We start from the raw sequence: 14,795 nt of genomic DNA on the forward strand, positions 1-14,795 counted from the left end.
AGCAAGATCAAAAGCCGTCAGTTTTTGAAAAACATGAAAACTGACGACTTTTTTGAAAGGTATGAATAATTCAGGTATAACTCTCTTATCAAAATGGAAAATTGGTAATTTTCATCTGACTAGAAATGCAGCGCTTGCTTCATGCCTTTGTATAGGTTGGTGTACGATATCCCTTAGCATTGTTATTTTTCGAGACTGGAAAAAGTCTAGCACTAAGACTGATAATGTTGATATAGACAGTGATGCCAGCTTTTCCTACAAGAATTTGTCAGATTGGGAAAAATTTGGTGTAGCAATAATCTTTTTTGCAGACTTCTTTATGGCGACAGCTATATGGATTGATGCTTTCATTATTTTTTTCTTTCTATTTTGGATGATAACTTTCCGAATTGGACACCAGCATATTTCAGGTAGAAATGGTTATAAAGTTGTTGGAACGATGCTGTGGTCATTCCTTGTTGTCCTTTGGGCCGCATTTGCGACAAATTTTTAGATGCCGTGGTATTTACCATATGTAACCAATCCTGATCGTGAAGAGTTCTATATTTCTTATTATTTATGGACATTAGGGAGATGCCAGTATGAGGACTCAACAAAAACTGAATATTGCGACGATTATCCTGAGCCTCATTGCCGGTGGGCTGTTATATGTCAAAATAACTGATTATTATCAACTATCGAACATATGGGTGGATCAGCCTGACACTTACTTAAAGAATTATATTTTAATCTTATGGATTTTAGTAGGTGCCCTGATTTTAAGTGATTTGATCTGGTTTTATCTTCGCTCTAAAGATTTGGACGCTAAAACGTGGCTTGATTTTGGCTTTTTAATAGTTGTCCTAGGCGGATGTGTTTTTCAATTCACACAAACACCAAACTATAAAAGCTATTATGAAACACCCTTCTCGGTAAGTGCTACTAGCGTAGAGAAGCAAGTTAATTCTAAGTCTTTCAATCCGTATAAAGATTTCCCTATTTATTTTTATCGAAAGACGGACTCTTCCTACAAAACCGTGCACAATCTGATTCGTCAGTTCTCGTTAGAAAAGGAATATGACTTGGCAAGCATCGACCTGGCAACCCTAGAGAAAAAGCTAGGTAAGAAGAGGTACAACATCGTGATTAAAAATGCAAAAGTCACTTCTAACAACGCTATTTTCTTTAAATACTATAACAACAAGAGTGATGCGCGTAGAACCACATTTAACAATTTGCAGAATACTAAAAACCTGGAAACCGCACTAAACTTCATCGATAATAATTGATAACTCCTTAGATTTGCAAAGATCCCTCATCCTAACTAGCAACTGGGCTCAGGATGAGGAATCTTGTGTAACCTTTGATTTCCCTTAGCATCTGTGTAAGCACCTAAACTGACCGAATTGGAATACAAATGAAAAGATGGTCCGTCCGCAATTTTTGAGGACCGGCCATCTCTTCCATGCTCTAAGCGGTTATGGAAGTCTCACTGTTACAGCTAACGGCTTGGTAAAATTCCACGGTAAATATGTTTCCATTCCTTCCTTTTGGGAACTAACTTAACAGTCGGCCGTTTTTATTTGCTGAAAATTATCATGTGATAACAGTTTTCAGTACCCCTCTCATCAGCCCCGTGCTATACTATTTTTGATAACGTTTTCACTTGAACATATAGAGGAGGACTTCATCATGCCAATCAATCCAGCTGATGCCCAGGACGTCTACCGCGACGCCGGCGACAATATCATGTTCACCACCTACGTCATTGACCGCGACCATCTCGACCAGGACCGCACCGCTCTTGCCGAATTTGCCGACCGCCTCGCCGCCATTGAGCGGAGTATGGCCATTCGCTCACCCGAAGCCAATTTGCGCGTCGCCTTCGGGATTGGTGCCACCGCTTGGAAACTGCTCTTCCCAACGGCTAACGTGCCCAAGGAACTCGTCGACTTTCAAGCGGTCAAGGGGCCGAAATACACGGCGCCCGCCACGCCTGGCGACCTGTTCATGCACGTGCGCGCCAAGGATACCGCGGTGGTCTACGAAGTGATGGACCAAGCCAGGGAATTTCTCCGCGACTGGACGACCGTTGTCGATGAAACGAAGGGCTTCCGCTACTTTGAAGGACGTGCCATCATTGGTTTTATCGACGGTACGGAAAATCCTGCGGGACCGGACGCCACCCAGTACGCCTTGATTGGCGAGGAGGACCCCGAGTTCATCAACGGGTCTTACGCCTTTGCGCAGAAATACCTGCACAACATGGACGCCTGGAAATCGCTGAAAACCGACGGCCAAGAAAAGGCGATTGGGCGGCACAAATTTAGCGACCAAGAACTCGAAGACGACGAGAAACTGCCGAACGCCCACAACATTGCCTCGCAAGACAACGAGGGCGGCGTTGAACACAAAATCGTACGGATGAACGTGCCCTTTGCCGAACCGGGCAAGGGCATCGTGGGCACCTACTTCATCGGCTACGCCCGCCACTTTACCGTGACCCAGCGCATGCTGACCAACATGTTTACCCAAAGCGACCGGCTGCTGGACTTCAGTACGCCAATCACCGGCGCGGCCTTCTTCATCCCCTCTCGGCGCTTGCTCGAAAAGATTGCCGATGGCGACTACTTCCCGCAGGACTAGTTGTGTGGCTGCTCAGTATGAACTGGCCGCCTTCCGTCCGCCAACTATGGGTCGGAACGCGGTGGGCGGAAGTTCCCTAACCGGCGTGAACCATGCCGCTAAGGGAACCCCCACGGCTGAACCCATATTTGGCGGACAGCACATTGTCATTTCAGGAAGCCATCCGTTAAGTTTATTTTCAATTCTTGTATCCAACTTATTTATCACCTAAAACAGACATCGCTGACTCGTAGCGGTGCCTGTTTTGTCGTCACACAAATTTTATAATCACGCGAAAAATCCTAATTTAAAACCATTGCGAGCGCATACAATTAAGTCGTTAACGTTGACCTTCCGCGGTTAAGGGCGTATCTTAGTGGGGTTAGCATAACGAATAAGTCACGATTGGTTTGCGTTATTTTAGGTAATCTCACCAATCATTTCATGTCATAAGGAGTTGAACCACTTTGGACGAAGCTGAAAGAGAGTCCGGGCCATGGCGCCGAAATTTACGGGTTCTCTGGTTTTGTACGTTTGTTGCCGGCATGGCTTTTAGTGAAATCATGCCATTTTTATCGTTGTATATTAGCAGTTTGGGCGACTACACCAAGTCGCAGGTCACCATGTATAGTGGGCTGGTCTACGCGGCCGATTTCTTCGTGAGTGCGATTGCCTCGCCACTGTGGGGCATGGTCGCCGATCGTAAGGGTCGTAAACTCATGCTGCTGCGCTCCTCACTGGGGACTGCGGCCGCCATGGCGTTGATGGGATTTGCCACCAGCGTTTGGCAGTTGGTTGCGTTGCGGGCTTTGCAAGGGGTCTTCGCGGGATTCATTTCCAATGCCCAGGCGCTGGTCGCTTCGCAGACACCACGGAAACACAGTGGTGCCTCGCTGAGTACGCTGATGACCGGGGTGACTAGCGGAATGTTGCTGGGGCCCGTCATCGGTGGGGTCTTGGCACAAGTCTTCTCGATTCGCCTGACCTTTTTCATCACGGCTGGCTTGCTGTTCTTGACGTTCGTCATGAGCTGGGTGCTGGTTGAAGAAAAATTCAAGCCGGTCACCAAGAACGCCGACGGTCCCAAGAGCCACAACCCCTTGGCGGCCTTCCCCAACCCCAAGCTGATTTTAGTCCTGTTGTCTTCCACGCTGATCGTCCAGTTCGGGAACATTTCCATCTCTCCCATCATCAGTCTGTACGTCAAGGAACTGATGCACAATGTCGGTCCCATCACCGTGGTCGCTGGGATTATCGCGGCTTTACCAGGGATTTCAAATATCTTTGCTTCCCCGCGCCTCGGGCGTTATGGGGATCAGCACGGCTCTGGTAAGGTCCTGATTTTCGGGTACGTCTTTGCCTTTCTAATGTACCTGCCGCAAGGATTCGTCACCAGCGTCTGGATGCTCGGGATTCTGCGCTTCATGATCGGAATTTCCGACGGGGCCCTGTTCCCCGAGATTCAAACGTTGCTGACCAAGAATTCTCCGGTCGAGCTGACTTCCACCGTCTTCAGTTGGAACCAGTCCTTCCAGGCCATCGGTAACATGATGGGGTCGCTACTCGGCGGCTGGATTGCTGGGGTCTTCAACTACAACGCGGTCTTCTTCTCAACGGCGCTACTGATGCTGATCAACCTGGCCTTGATCTGGTGGTTAGTCCCAGAGATTCGTAAAGCTCGAGTAAAAACGGCCTAGTTGGGCCGCACACACACACGTAAAAACACCCACTAACTGGTCTGTCATTGACGAGTTAGTGGGTGTTTTGATTTGGTTCATGGGTGCTTGCCAGTAACATTGGTTGTGCTGGCCGCCTGACCGCTTGGTGGCTACACGTCTGTATGCCTAATTTCAATGAGATTGACCGCTTCCGGCGATGATGACGTGAGCACCCTGGGAATTAATTGGCGAAAATATCTTAATCGTCGCTGACATCCACCACCGTAGCCGTGAGTTCGCTAGCTATGCGTTCAGCCGTGGGAGTTCCCTTAGTGGCGCGGTTCATGCCACTTAGGGAACTGGCAACTTGGAGACGCGGGTTGCCGGCTCCAAGTTGAGGTCCGAGACCGCTCTTTGGCTCGGACCGGTGCCCACCGCGTTCCGACGCATAGCTAGCGAACGGTAAGGCGGCCAGCATCGACTCTGTTGCCGCAACCAACTTCTAAGACTTTCTTAAACCCACCCAATCACCGGTGACAAATCGCCGCTGGATTTCGTTAGTATCAGTAACGGGGCCATTTTCTAACCGGCGAACCGTTCCAGTGGGCCCACTTCATCCGGCCCAAAAACCGGTGCACTGGTGGGTTGGATGCCCAATAAGCCGCTGACGCTACCAAGGCCTTCTACCAGGTCAAAAGCCACGCCGGCGCCCATCAACGTTTGCCGCGCTTGGCGTTCTGCCAGTGGCAGGTCATCGATGTCGTCGGTCTTGCTGATAATCAGCTGGGGATTGCCGGTCGCGCGCACCGCCGTGGCCAGCGTTAACGCCGTTTGGGCCAAATGAATCGTGGGCACCAGCGCCACGACCAAGTCTTGGTCCAGCATGGCTGCGCTCAAGCCGCCTTCATCCAGCGTTTCTTCCGTCAGCGCCGTTACCGTAGCGGGTAAATCCACTGCGCTAGCAGTGTAGACGGTCAGGGCCAACTGGTGGTCTTGGCTAAGTTGGTGAATCAGCGTTTGGCTGGCGCTGTCGATGGCACCAACGAGTAAGAGTCGTTTCAAGGTCGTAACTTCCTTTCGGTTTTAATGATAAACAAAATTATAAAGGGTTCCAGTAGGTCGAAGGCAACCCCTTTTTTCAGAAAATTTCACCCCTGCCTCAGGCAACGGCCATCCACCATCGACAACGTTTTCTGTGTAAATGAATAAGAAATTACTTATTAAAAACTCATTTAGCTATGTTACCGTAACGAAATACCTATGGATTCCTAGCGTGCCGGGCATATCGTCAGCAGTCGAACTCGTTTATACTAGATGATTATCAACAGAAGGAATCGTTATCTTTTGGTAAACCCCACGCTTTCGTGTACAATAGGAGTAACTGCCAAATTAAAATCACATACGACCGGTCTCCAGGCTGCCCATCTCAACGTGTGCTCCCGGCACACCGATCGTTATTTTTATTCTCGCGACGACACTGCCGCGGCTTTGTAACATCACTTATAACAGGAGGCTAATCTATGCTACTTTCAATGGAACATCTACGTAAGGAATATCCCAATGGTAAAGTGGCCGTTGACGACTTCAATCTACAAGTCGGTCGCGGCGAATTTATTGCGTTTATCGGGACTTCCGGTTCGGGAAAGACCACGACCATGCGGATGATTAACCGCATGTTAAAGCAAACATCCGGCACCATCAAGATCAACGATAAAGATATTTCTAAAATGGACCCGGTCAAGCTCCGGCGCTCCATCGGCTACGTCATTCAAAATATTGGGTTGATGCCCCACATGACGATTCAAGAAAACATCGAAATCGTGCCGAAGCTCCTTGGCTGGTCTAAGGAAAAGCGGGCTGAACAAGCCCACAAGATGATCGAACTGGCGCAATTGCCAGATGAGATGCTCAACCGCTACCCTGGCGAACTCTCCGGTGGGCAACAACAACGGATCGGAGTCGTACGGGCCTTAGCCGCTGACCAAGAGATCATTTTAATGGACGAACCCTTTGGGGCCTTAGACCCAATCACCCGTGAATCGCTTCAGGATCTGGTCAAGCATTTGCAAGAAGACCTGGGTAAGACCTTCATCTTCGTGACCCATGACATGGACGAAGCGCTGCACTTGGCCACCAAGGTCGTCATCATGAGCCAAGGCAAGCAGGTCCAAGTCGACACGCCCGAAAACATCTTGCGGCACCCCGCCAACGAGTTCGTAACGAACCTGATTGGGGAGGAACGCTTAATTCGCGCGCAACCAAACATCCTGTCCGTCAGTCAGATCATGTTAAAGAACCCCGTGTCCATCACACCGGACAAGACGGTCGATGACGCCATTGACCTGATGCATGACCGGCGAGTGGATACGTTGCTGGTCACCGACACGGACGGGACGCTCCAAGGTTACGTTGACTTGGAAGACATCAACCGGATCACGGACGCCCACACCACTGTCCACGACTTCACCAACCAAAAAGTCTTCTTCGTGAAGGCCGATTCGTTGATTGGGGACACCGTTGACCGCATCTTGAAACAAGGGGTCAAGAACGTGCCCGTCGTCGATAAAGATAAGCATTTGGTCGGTATCGTTACCCGGACGGCCTTAGTCGACATCGTCTACGATGCCTTGCGGGGCGCACCGGAAGCTGACGAAGAGCCAGCCTCACCGATCAACGCGGACATCCATGCCGCAGCGACCCACGATGAAGGGGGCGAAACGCCACAATGATGCATTTTCTAGCGACTTACGGAACACAACTGATCAGTAAGACCGGCCAACACCTGTACATCTCGGCGGCGGCCTTAGCGCTCGGCGTGATTGTGGCCGTACCGCTGGGCATCTTGCTGACGCGGATGAAGCACGGGGCGAACTTCGTGATCACCCTCGCCGGTGTGCTACAAACGATCCCGGCCATGGCCCTGTTAGCCATCATGATTCCAATCTTTGGGATTGGCTCCACGCCCGCCATCGTGGCGCTGTTCATTTACTCCCTGCTACCCATCCTGCGTAACACGTATCTCGGGATGCAAGGCGTCTCCCCCACCGTGCGCGATGCGGCCAAGGGGATGGGGATGACCTGGTGGCAAATGATGATTCAAGCCGAGATTCCGCTAGCGGCGCCCGTCATCATGGCCGGCATTCGCCTATCCGCGACCTACGTGATTGCGTGGGCTACGTTGGCGTCTTACATCGGCGCTGGTGGCCTGGGGGATTTCATCTTCAACGGGCTGAACCTGTACCGTTCCGACCTGATCTTAGGCGGCTCCATTCCCGTCATCTTGTTGGCGTTGATCGTCGACTATTTGTTAGGGAAATTGGAAACGGCCGTCACGCCACGACAATTACGATAGGAGGCCCGCAATGCTCAAAAAGTTACGTAAATGGCTCGCCGGCTTCTTGGTCGCGGTCGTGCTCCTGCCTTTGGGTGGGTGTGCACTACCGGGACTGGCCGGGTCGGGCAACAACACCGTACGCATCGCATCACAGAACACGACTGAACAACAAATCATGGCTTACGTCATCGCTGGTATGATTGGTCACTATACAAACTTACAGACCACCATCATCAACAACTTGGGGTCCGGTAACGTCAGCTTCAACGCCCTGAAGAACAACCAGGCGGACATCTCATCCATCCGGTTCACCGGGACCGACCTCACCACGATTTTAAATGAAAAATTCCAACGGGATCCCGCCAAGGTCAATAAGATCGTCGTCAATGACTTCCAGAAACGCTACCAGATGACGTACTTCAAGTCTTACGGCTTCGCGGACACGTACGCGTGGATGGTCAAACCCGCCTTCGCCAAGAAGCACCACCTCAAGACGGTGAGTGACTTGAAGAAGCTGGCACCGAACATGAAGGTCGGTATCGACCAGATCTGGCAAAACCGTCAAGGCGACGGCTATCCGGCCTTCCAAAAGACTTACGGCTACAGCTTTGGGACTGTCTTACCGATGCAAACGGGGCTGTTGTATGACGCCTTGTCCGCCGACAAGATGGATGCCATTTTGGGGTACTCCACCGACGGCCGGGTCGCCAGTTACCATTTGAAATTACTAAAAGACGACAAGAACTTCTTCCCACCGTATGATGGGAGCGCGGTCGCCACGAACGCCATCTTGAAGAAACACCCCGAACTCCGGGGCGTCTTGAACCGTTTGGTAGGGAAGATTTCTCTGCGGACCATGCAGGAACTGAATTACCAAGTCGATGACCAACTGGAAGAACCACAGACGGTCGCCAACAATTTCTTGAAGAAGCACCACTACTTTGAAAGGGGGAACCAGTAATGAAAGACATGGACCTGTTCAACCAGCTCGTTTATTACTTTAGTCATAACGGGATGTACGTCCTGAGTCAGTTCAACCAAACATTCCTGGTCTCCATCTACGGGGTCTTGTTGGGCGCCATTGTTGGGATTCCGCTGGGCATTTGGATTTCCCAATACCGGCGGCTCTCCCCCGTCATCATTGGCATTGCCAACGTGATCCAAACGATTCCGTCACTGGCCATGCTGTCGATTCTGATGCTGGGCCTGGGCTTGGGGCAGACCACGGTCATCGTGACCGTCTTCTTGTACTCCCTGTTACCGATCATCAAGAACACCTACACCGGCATGCTGAGCGTGGACGCCGACGTGCTAGACGCTGGGAAGGGCATGGGGATGACCCGCTTTCAAATCATGAAAACGATTCGGATTCCCCTCTCCTTGTCCGTCATCATCGCCGGGATTCGAAACGCCCTCGTGATTGGAATTGGGATCACCGTCATCGGGTCGTTCATCGGCTCCGGTGGCCTGGGTGACATCATCGTGCGGGGAACCAACGCCACGGACGGCGGGGCTATCATCCTCGCCGGGGCGCTGCCAACCGCGTTGATGGCCATCATCACCGATTTGATCTTGTCCTTTATTGAAAAACGGCTGACGCCGAAGACCTCTTCGGAGCGGTAATCACCGTTACCGAAGTTCAGTCCGTTAAATCAATTTTCAAGCTACAGATCACAATTCAGCGGGTCTGGGACAAAGGTCTCAGGCCCTTTGTGTCTCCGAATATCCGGTGTTGAAACCTGGGCCAAAAGGCAACCGCCTCTTGGCCCACTCTTGCTTTTTTGGTCACGGCCCTGATGATTCAGCAGAATCAATGGTATACTATGTAACATCTAAACGCCTGATGATCATCGGGCAACCTTCACAAGGAGATGATTGGGGTGGACCGTTTACGCCAAATGGGCATCGACTTTTCCATCGGCACCCTTAACTTTTTAGCCAACATTGGCTTGATGCTACCTTACATTTTAATGTTGTTGAAGTACCAACAGACCCAAAGCGAGACGTACCTGATTGCCCTGGTGGCCTTCTACATTTCCCGGGCGGCCAGCATCTTTTACACCAAACGCCTCAACCTGCGCTCGACGACGTACCTCATCGCCTGCCTGGTCCTGGGCGCCGTGGGTAGCCTTATCTTTGCGCTGACTGCGGCGGTGGGCTGGTTGATTGTGGCCAGCCTGCTCTGGGGCTACAGTGCCGCGACCATCTGGCCGTACTTTTTGACCGTTAAGCTCCACCTGAGCCAAGTCACGAATTTTAAAATGAAACGGCTGTACTGGGTCATCTTCTTGGGCCTGGGCGTCATGCTGGGCGTGGACCTGGCCGCTGGTTGGTCGTACACCCTGACCTTCTGTGTGCTGGCAGCCCTGTACCTGGCGGCGTTGCCTGGTGGCCTCTTGCTGGACAACTTCACCAATGACTTTTACCGCAAACAGGCGATCCATCCCCACGGCCTTCATCAAGGATGGCGCTGGGCGCTGTCTCTGCTGGGCTTTGCGGCGATTGCCTTACTGACAACGTTGCGGAAGACGACGCTGAATCTGCCGAGCTGGCTCCTGCTGACGATTATCCTGGGCGCACTGGTCATCTTCGCCATTGAGCTGTACAACGACCGCCACGTCTTACCCAACTATAAGGTGCGTCTGTTGAATCGGGGTTTCTTGATGAGTCTGGTGCTGCTGTTCAACAGTTTCTTCGCCTACTTTTACTTTGGCAGTGCCGGCATGTACGCGGTCTTTGCGCTGTATCTGGTGGGATTTGAGGGCGGCTACCCCATCTTTGGTAAGTTGGCCCACGGGGACGCTACTCGGGCGCTACGGCTCAGCCAGGTGAGTTTGCTGGCGGGGCATGTATTGCTGTTGATTCCGTGGAAATACACGTACCTGCTGGGAGTTCTGCTGATTACGTTGTACATCGGCTACGATAACCCGACCATCAACGCCACGTTGTACGGGTCCCCGGACATTGACCACGATACGGCAATTATTCATAAATACCGCTTCTCCACGTATGGCGGCTTGTTGTGCCAGCTGGTGATGTTCGGCCTGCTGGTAGCCGTCAGCGAGGCCGCCCACCTGTCCATTTTGTCCTTCTTCAAACCCAGTGATGCCGGCCACTTCTGGTTGTACACCCTGTCGCTGAGCTGGCCATTGGTCTTGGCTTCGTTGGGCATCTCACTGGGTAATATTTTGCATGAGCCTCGGGTTGGTCGGTGACGGCTGGCCCTTTTTTACTAAAAAACTGGTTACACAGCAATCTTAAAAACAGTTAGATACACTGAACAAACTAATTAATATGTTTTAGCTAGCTGGGAAGCGGCAAAGACTTATAGTCTGAGCATCCCACCGCAATTCATGGGAAATTTTTACCGCAAGGAAGCGTTTTGCGTGAAAAAGCTCAGGTCCTATCGCCTCAATGCCGACTTCAAGCGGCCGCTGAACTATGGCTTGGCTTATATCCTTGGGCTGACAACCTTCATTCCGCTCATTCTCTTGAACTGTCGTTGGATTGGCAGCGAATTTATCTTCGTCTGGGACAATGTCTCCTGGTACCTACTAGGCAATTTACTTTTCCTATTTCCAATCACCTGCATCACGGGTGAAAAGCTAATCAAGAATCACTTTCGCAACGCATCTTTCAAATTCGAAGACGCGCTACAAACCAAAGAGAAAATCTACTATCCGTACGTCGGTGGCATTCCTATTCTGACCAGACGAATTGACAAATCCCCAGAGTTCGGCCACTACGATTGGCTGATCCGCAAAACAAACGATCTGTTTGGTATCGCCCTGGCCCCGCTTATCCTCACAGGATTTCTAATCATCTACGCCCTTCAGCAAGCAAAACGTTAGCCCATTAAATGCTGCCAGCACACTGAAACGGGCCACCTCATCTGATGGCCCGTTTCATGTGCCCTAGCCTACAACAACGTCACCCGTTTCCCAGCAATCTCCAGCAAGCCGTCACTGGTCAGCTGGCTTAACTGGCGGCTCAACGTTTCTGGCGTGATGCCTAGAAAACTGGCGAGCTCCTTCTTTTTCACGGGCAGCTCAAAGGTATTGGTCTGTTGGGCTTGGCCAATCTGTTGAAGGTACGCCAATACGCGGTTCTTGGACTTCAGATTGCCCGTCAACGCGCTGACGGCCTCCAACTCGGTCAGCCGGTCGCCCAGGATATTCAGCAGATTAAAGGCCACCTCGGGTTCCCGCCGCAACAGGGCTTGGAAGTCATCACGGCCGATTGAACAGATCTTGGTATCCTCGACTGCCTCGGCGTAGTTGAAATGCTGCCGCTTAGAAAAAAGCGCGGCCTCACTGTCGATGGACCCGCTGCGCAGCATGTACAGGACCTTCTCCTTGCCGTTTTCATTCAGTTGGTACACCTTGACCCGGCCAGAATCCACGATCATCATCCGGTCTAACTGCGTCGTGGGGTCATACAGAACGGTGCCCTTCTTGAATGCCTGCTGGTGCACGGAGATCTTGACCAGTTCCGCGATGGCTGCATCGTCTAGGCCCTGGAAAATGGGCGCGCCCTGAACACATTTAAATGGCGAATGGGTCATATTTTTTCGCTCCTTTTACCGTTTTCTTGATAATTATCAATTTATTTTTGCTGAATCCATTATATACTAAACCCATCAATTCGAGGAGGTCATTTTAAATGAAAATCTATCAAGCAAACATCGTGCCACTCAATGAACAGGTGATTGGGACTGCGGCTCATGGTACCGCGCTGTTTACCATCAACGGTGACAGTCTGACGATCAACATCGAAATGTTTGACACCCCAGCCAACTTACAACACTGGGAACATTTCCACGGCTTTCCAGACGGCAAGGACGCTGCCATCGCAACCAGCGCTCAGGACGTGAACCACGACGGCTTCGTTGACCTCCCAGAAACGGGGGCGGTCTCTGGGACCACAATGGTGCCGTTCAACGACGCCCCACATGAGATGGACATCCCCAACGACGAATACCCCGTGTCAGACGCCAACGGCTACTTCGCCTACACCAAGGTCGTGCCGCTAGCCGTCTTGGACAAGAACTTCAAGGAAACCTTCAACGACAGCGAGCTGGCACTCGACAAGCGGGTCATCTATATCCACGGTGTGACGGACGATGTCACCTTACCAGACACGGTCGCAGGCGCGGTGGGCCACTACTCCACGCACGTCACCTTGCCAATTGCGGTCGGTAAGATCGTGGCACTCTGATGCGGTCGGGTAAGCTCACCGCAATCGTAGCCACCGTGTACTACGCGGCGGTCTTCTTGCTGGTCGTGTGCCACCAAGATATGCTCGCGATGTGGGGCATGGCGGTGGGGATGCTGCTAGGTGCAGCCCGCCAGCTACTGCCGAAATCAAAATCTTAAGTTGGGTGATCCCCGGTGCCGCGTGCGGTTGCTGGGGATTTTTTCGGTTATAAGGTACCGTCAGCCAATGACCAAGTCCATTGTGCAAAAAACACTCAGCACAAATTTCGTGAGAGTGTCTTTGAACGATTGTTTAATTGCCTAACTACCGCTAACAGAGTTCGTCAGCGTCCAGTTGATGGCACCCGTGTACGCATTTCCATCAGCCACCCCACCGGTATAGATGTTGGGATGGGCGTCCAGATAGATCCCTTTGGTCACACCAGTCGCTACGCCGTCAGTAAACTTGCTAGCCGCCACAGTAGCGCCCGCATTAGCCCAGCCATCAGCGACTTCTGCCGTCGTCTTACCAGACTCACGTTGCCCCTGACCAACCAGTGTCGTAGTATTCGTCAGATTGTGTTTGGCACCATCAGCATCCACATAGACCATATCGCCATTCAGCTCATTGCTGGCTGAATCAGTCATCTTGGTGGCGTTGGCGGTCACATACCAATCCTTACCAACCGTCTGCGTATCGTCAATCAAGATGGATGGCGTATTGGTCGGCGCAAATAACGTTTCCTGTGCTGGAACTGGCAATGTGCCAAATGCAAAATCACTCAACGAATTAAATTTAAAAGTACCATCCGTTGTATAAATCTTGATTGGCGTCGTGGCAGTCGTCTTGTCACCAGCGCTATCGCTAGCACTGACGTTGATGGTCAATGGATTTGCAGCCGTGGCCGTGGCAATCTTGCTGGCCAAATCGGTAGCATCAGCCGTATAGGTTAATCCATCTGCATCAGTCAGTGCCGTAGTCGACCCCTCTTTCGTAGTCGTTAACCCTGCTGCGGATTGGCCGGATAGCCAAGCAAGAATCTCAGCGTCCGACTTACCCGTGATGTTACCAGATAGGGTATCAGGATCAACCGCAACAGAAGAACTGGCAGCGGTGGTTGTTAATGGTACTGAGTCTTTAACGTCCGCAGTCGCTGACTTAGAATCACCAAAATTATTGTACTCAGTAACTTTGATTGAACTGGCAGCATTTAAATCTTTTAGAGAATGTGTTCCCAAGTCAAACGTATACTTTCCATCTAGACCAACATCTGCTGTGAGCGAACCATCCACTCCAGATAGAGCTACCTTCAAGCCCGGTTCAGCCGTTCCTGTCACTTTAGTTGCAGTGGAAGAGACTGTCCCGTTGCCATCGATTGTAACTTTTTGCCAATTATCAGTTACACTGGAATCCCCAACAAGCTTAATAGTATAATACTCTGCCGTACCAGGAGAATCAATACCATCATAGTCATACGAAAAGCCAAGGTATAAAGGTAATGACAGTGTACTACCTAAACCACTCAAATCAACATCCAGCTCTGTCCACCCACTTGGGTAACTCCTAACACTTGTTGGCTTATCGCCATAGGCCAATCCCCAACCGGCTACTGAATTGGTAACCAGTGAGTTCCCCGTCTGATCAGTAATGTCCGGATAGACCTTTACAAAGTAATCGCCCTGATTTTTGAACATCAGAGCATCATTACCCGACGTAAACTTAACAAAAAACTTCGTTGTTTTATTGGTAATTCTTCCATTATCTACGCCATTAGCATAAACACCGTCGGGCTGGTCTGGATAATTTTTCACTGTAGCAAAACTACTCCCTTTATTTCCTGGAGCAGTGTTAGCATCTTTTACAAAGGTGTTCCCTGATAACAACGTCGCATCAGAAGGAACACCGCTGGGATTCGCAGAAGCTGTAAGCTGTCCCTCAACTACGCCAACACCCACAAAAGCCAGCAGCAAGCCAATCTGTAGAAGAACTTTTTTCAACTTCAT

General features: G+C 51.0%; 15 protein-coding genes. 12 read left to right on the forward strand and 3 right to left on the reverse strand.

Annotated features, from left to right (window positions below; translation table 11 throughout):
- Positions 1-61: 61 nt before the first annotated feature.
- The 4 genes from NGM66_RS12550 to NGM66_RS12565 all read left to right on the forward strand — a co-directional run bounded on the left by NGM66_RS12550 (position 62) and on the right by NGM66_RS12565 (position 4,301).
- Complete coding sequence (locus NGM66_RS12550) at positions 62-493, forward strand: hypothetical protein (RefSeq protein ID WP_208907531.1); 432 nt, start codon at positions 62-64, stop codon at positions 491-493.
- An 88-nt stretch (positions 494-581) separates the two neighbouring features.
- Positions 582-1,268: a hypothetical protein gene (locus NGM66_RS12555; protein ID WP_258115753.1), complete on the forward strand. Its 687-nt coding sequence runs from the start codon at positions 582-584 to the stop codon at positions 1,266-1,268.
- 403 nt (positions 1,269-1,671) lie between these two features.
- Positions 1,672-2,625 carry a Dyp-type peroxidase gene (locus NGM66_RS12560; protein WP_258115754.1) on the forward strand — a complete coding sequence of 318 codons (954 nt, stop codon included), beginning with the start codon at positions 1,672-1,674 and terminating at the stop codon, positions 2,623-2,625.
- A 446-nt stretch (positions 2,626-3,071) separates the two neighbouring features.
- A complete protein-coding gene (locus NGM66_RS12565; RefSeq protein ID WP_258115755.1) occupies positions 3,072-4,301 on the forward strand; it encodes an MFS transporter in 1,230 nt (409 codons plus the stop codon).
- Between the two features lie 543 nt (positions 4,302-4,844).
- Here NGM66_RS12565 and NGM66_RS12570 read toward each other — a convergent pair.
- Positions 4,845-5,324 carry a Rossmann-fold NAD(P)-binding domain-containing protein gene (locus tag NGM66_RS12570; RefSeq protein WP_258115756.1) on the reverse strand — a complete coding sequence of 160 codons (480 nt, stop codon included), beginning with the start codon at positions 5,322-5,324 and terminating at the stop codon, positions 4,845-4,847.
- Between the two features lie 458 nt (positions 5,325-5,782).
- On the opposite strand from NGM66_RS12570, the gene NGM66_RS12575 reads away from it, so the two are divergent.
- From NGM66_RS12575 to NGM66_RS12600, 6 genes are all read left to right on the forward strand, one after another.
- Positions 5,783-6,991, forward strand: a complete 1,209-nt coding sequence (locus tag NGM66_RS12575) for a betaine/proline/choline family ABC transporter ATP-binding protein (protein ID WP_258115757.1) — start codon at positions 5,783-5,785, stop codon at positions 6,989-6,991.
- Positions 6,988-7,614, forward strand: coding sequence for an ABC transporter permease (locus tag NGM66_RS12580; RefSeq protein WP_258115758.1), 627 nt, complete (start codon positions 6,988-6,990; stop codon positions 7,612-7,614). The genes NGM66_RS12575 and NGM66_RS12580 overlap by 4 nt, the downstream gene beginning before the upstream one ends.
- Positions 7,615-7,624: 10 nt before the next feature.
- Positions 7,625-8,557: an osmoprotectant ABC transporter substrate-binding protein gene (locus NGM66_RS12585; RefSeq protein ID WP_258115759.1), complete on the forward strand. Its 933-nt coding sequence runs from the start codon at positions 7,625-7,627 to the stop codon at positions 8,555-8,557.
- Positions 8,557-9,219, forward strand: coding sequence for an ABC transporter permease (locus NGM66_RS12590; protein WP_308707690.1), 663 nt, complete (start codon positions 8,557-8,559; stop codon positions 9,217-9,219). Before NGM66_RS12585 ends, NGM66_RS12590 begins: the two co-directional genes overlap by 1 nt.
- Positions 9,220-9,467: 248 nt before the next feature.
- On the forward strand, positions 9,468-10,811 hold the full coding sequence (locus NGM66_RS12595; RefSeq protein WP_258115760.1) for a hypothetical protein: 1,344 nt from the start codon (positions 9,468-9,470) through the stop codon (positions 10,809-10,811).
- Between the two features lie 138 nt (positions 10,812-10,949).
- The gene (locus NGM66_RS12600; protein ID WP_258115761.1) at positions 10,950-11,447 is read left to right on the forward strand and encodes a hypothetical protein; all 498 of its coding nucleotides are present in this window, start codon (positions 10,950-10,952) and stop codon (positions 11,445-11,447) included.
- 68 nt (positions 11,448-11,515) lie between these two features.
- Here NGM66_RS12600 and NGM66_RS12605 read toward each other — a convergent pair whose 3' ends face one another.
- Entirely contained in the window at positions 11,516-12,160 is a 645-nt protein-coding gene (locus tag NGM66_RS12605; RefSeq protein ID WP_258115762.1) for a Crp/Fnr family transcriptional regulator, read from the reverse strand.
- A gap of 98 nt (positions 12,161-12,258) precedes the next feature.
- Here NGM66_RS12605 and NGM66_RS12610 point away from each other — a divergent pair, with 98 nt between their 5' ends.
- Both NGM66_RS12610 and NGM66_RS12615 read left to right on the forward strand, forming a co-directional pair.
- Positions 12,259-12,813, forward strand: a complete 555-nt coding sequence (locus tag NGM66_RS12610) for a hypothetical protein (RefSeq protein ID WP_258115763.1) — start codon at positions 12,259-12,261, stop codon at positions 12,811-12,813.
- On the forward strand, positions 12,813-12,971 hold the full coding sequence (locus NGM66_RS12615; RefSeq protein ID WP_258115764.1) for a hypothetical protein: 159 nt from the start codon (positions 12,813-12,815) through the stop codon (positions 12,969-12,971). The genes NGM66_RS12610 and NGM66_RS12615 overlap by 1 nt, the downstream gene beginning before the upstream one ends.
- 141 nt (positions 12,972-13,112) lie before the next feature.
- Here NGM66_RS12615 and NGM66_RS12620 read toward each other — a convergent pair whose 3' ends face one another.
- Entirely contained in the window at positions 13,113-14,795 is a 1,683-nt protein-coding gene (locus NGM66_RS12620; RefSeq protein WP_258115765.1) for a hypothetical protein, read from the reverse strand.

The sequence above is a fragment of the Levilactobacillus yiduensis genome, from assembly GCF_024718525.1.
Classification (GTDB): domain Bacteria; phylum Bacillota; class Bacilli; order Lactobacillales; family Lactobacillaceae; genus Levilactobacillus; species Levilactobacillus yiduensis.

Excerpts from the sequence above, each read along its gene's own strand:
- NGM66_RS12550 (WP_208907531.1), top strand. The coding sequence starts at position 62 with ATGAATAATTCAGGTATAACTCTCTTATCAAAATGGAAAATTGGTAAT.
- NGM66_RS12600 (WP_258115761.1), top strand. The coding sequence starts at position 10,950 with ATGGGAAATTTTTACCGCAAGGAAGCGTTTTGCGTGAAAAAGCTCAGG.
- NGM66_RS12620 (WP_258115765.1), bottom strand. The coding sequence starts at position 14,795 with ATGAAGTTGAAAAAAGTTCTTCTACAGATTGGCTTGCTGCTGGCTTTT.
- NGM66_RS12585 (WP_258115759.1), top strand. The coding sequence starts at position 7,625 with ATGCTCAAAAAGTTACGTAAATGGCTCGCCGGCTTCTTGGTCGCGGTC.
- NGM66_RS12580 (WP_258115758.1), top strand. The coding sequence starts at position 6,988 with ATGATGCATTTTCTAGCGACTTACGGAACACAACTGATCAGTAAGACC.
- NGM66_RS12560 (WP_258115754.1), top strand. The coding sequence starts at position 1,672 with ATGCCAATCAATCCAGCTGATGCCCAGGACGTCTACCGCGACGCCGGC.
- NGM66_RS12615 (WP_258115764.1), top strand. The coding sequence starts at position 12,813 with ATGCGGTCGGGTAAGCTCACCGCAATCGTAGCCACCGTGTACTACGCG.
- NGM66_RS12605 (WP_258115762.1), bottom strand. The coding sequence starts at position 12,160 with ATGACCCATTCGCCATTTAAATGTGTTCAGGGCGCGCCCATTTTCCAG.
- NGM66_RS12555 (WP_258115753.1), top strand. The coding sequence starts at position 582 with ATGAGGACTCAACAAAAACTGAATATTGCGACGATTATCCTGAGCCTC.
- NGM66_RS12610 (WP_258115763.1), top strand. The coding sequence starts at position 12,259 with ATGAAAATCTATCAAGCAAACATCGTGCCACTCAATGAACAGGTGATT.
- NGM66_RS12595 (WP_258115760.1), top strand. The coding sequence starts at position 9,468 with ATGATTGGGGTGGACCGTTTACGCCAAATGGGCATCGACTTTTCCATC.
- NGM66_RS12575 (WP_258115757.1), top strand. The coding sequence starts at position 5,783 with ATGCTACTTTCAATGGAACATCTACGTAAGGAATATCCCAATGGTAAA.
- NGM66_RS12590 (WP_308707690.1), top strand. The coding sequence starts at position 8,557 with ATGAAAGACATGGACCTGTTCAACCAGCTCGTTTATTACTTTAGTCAT.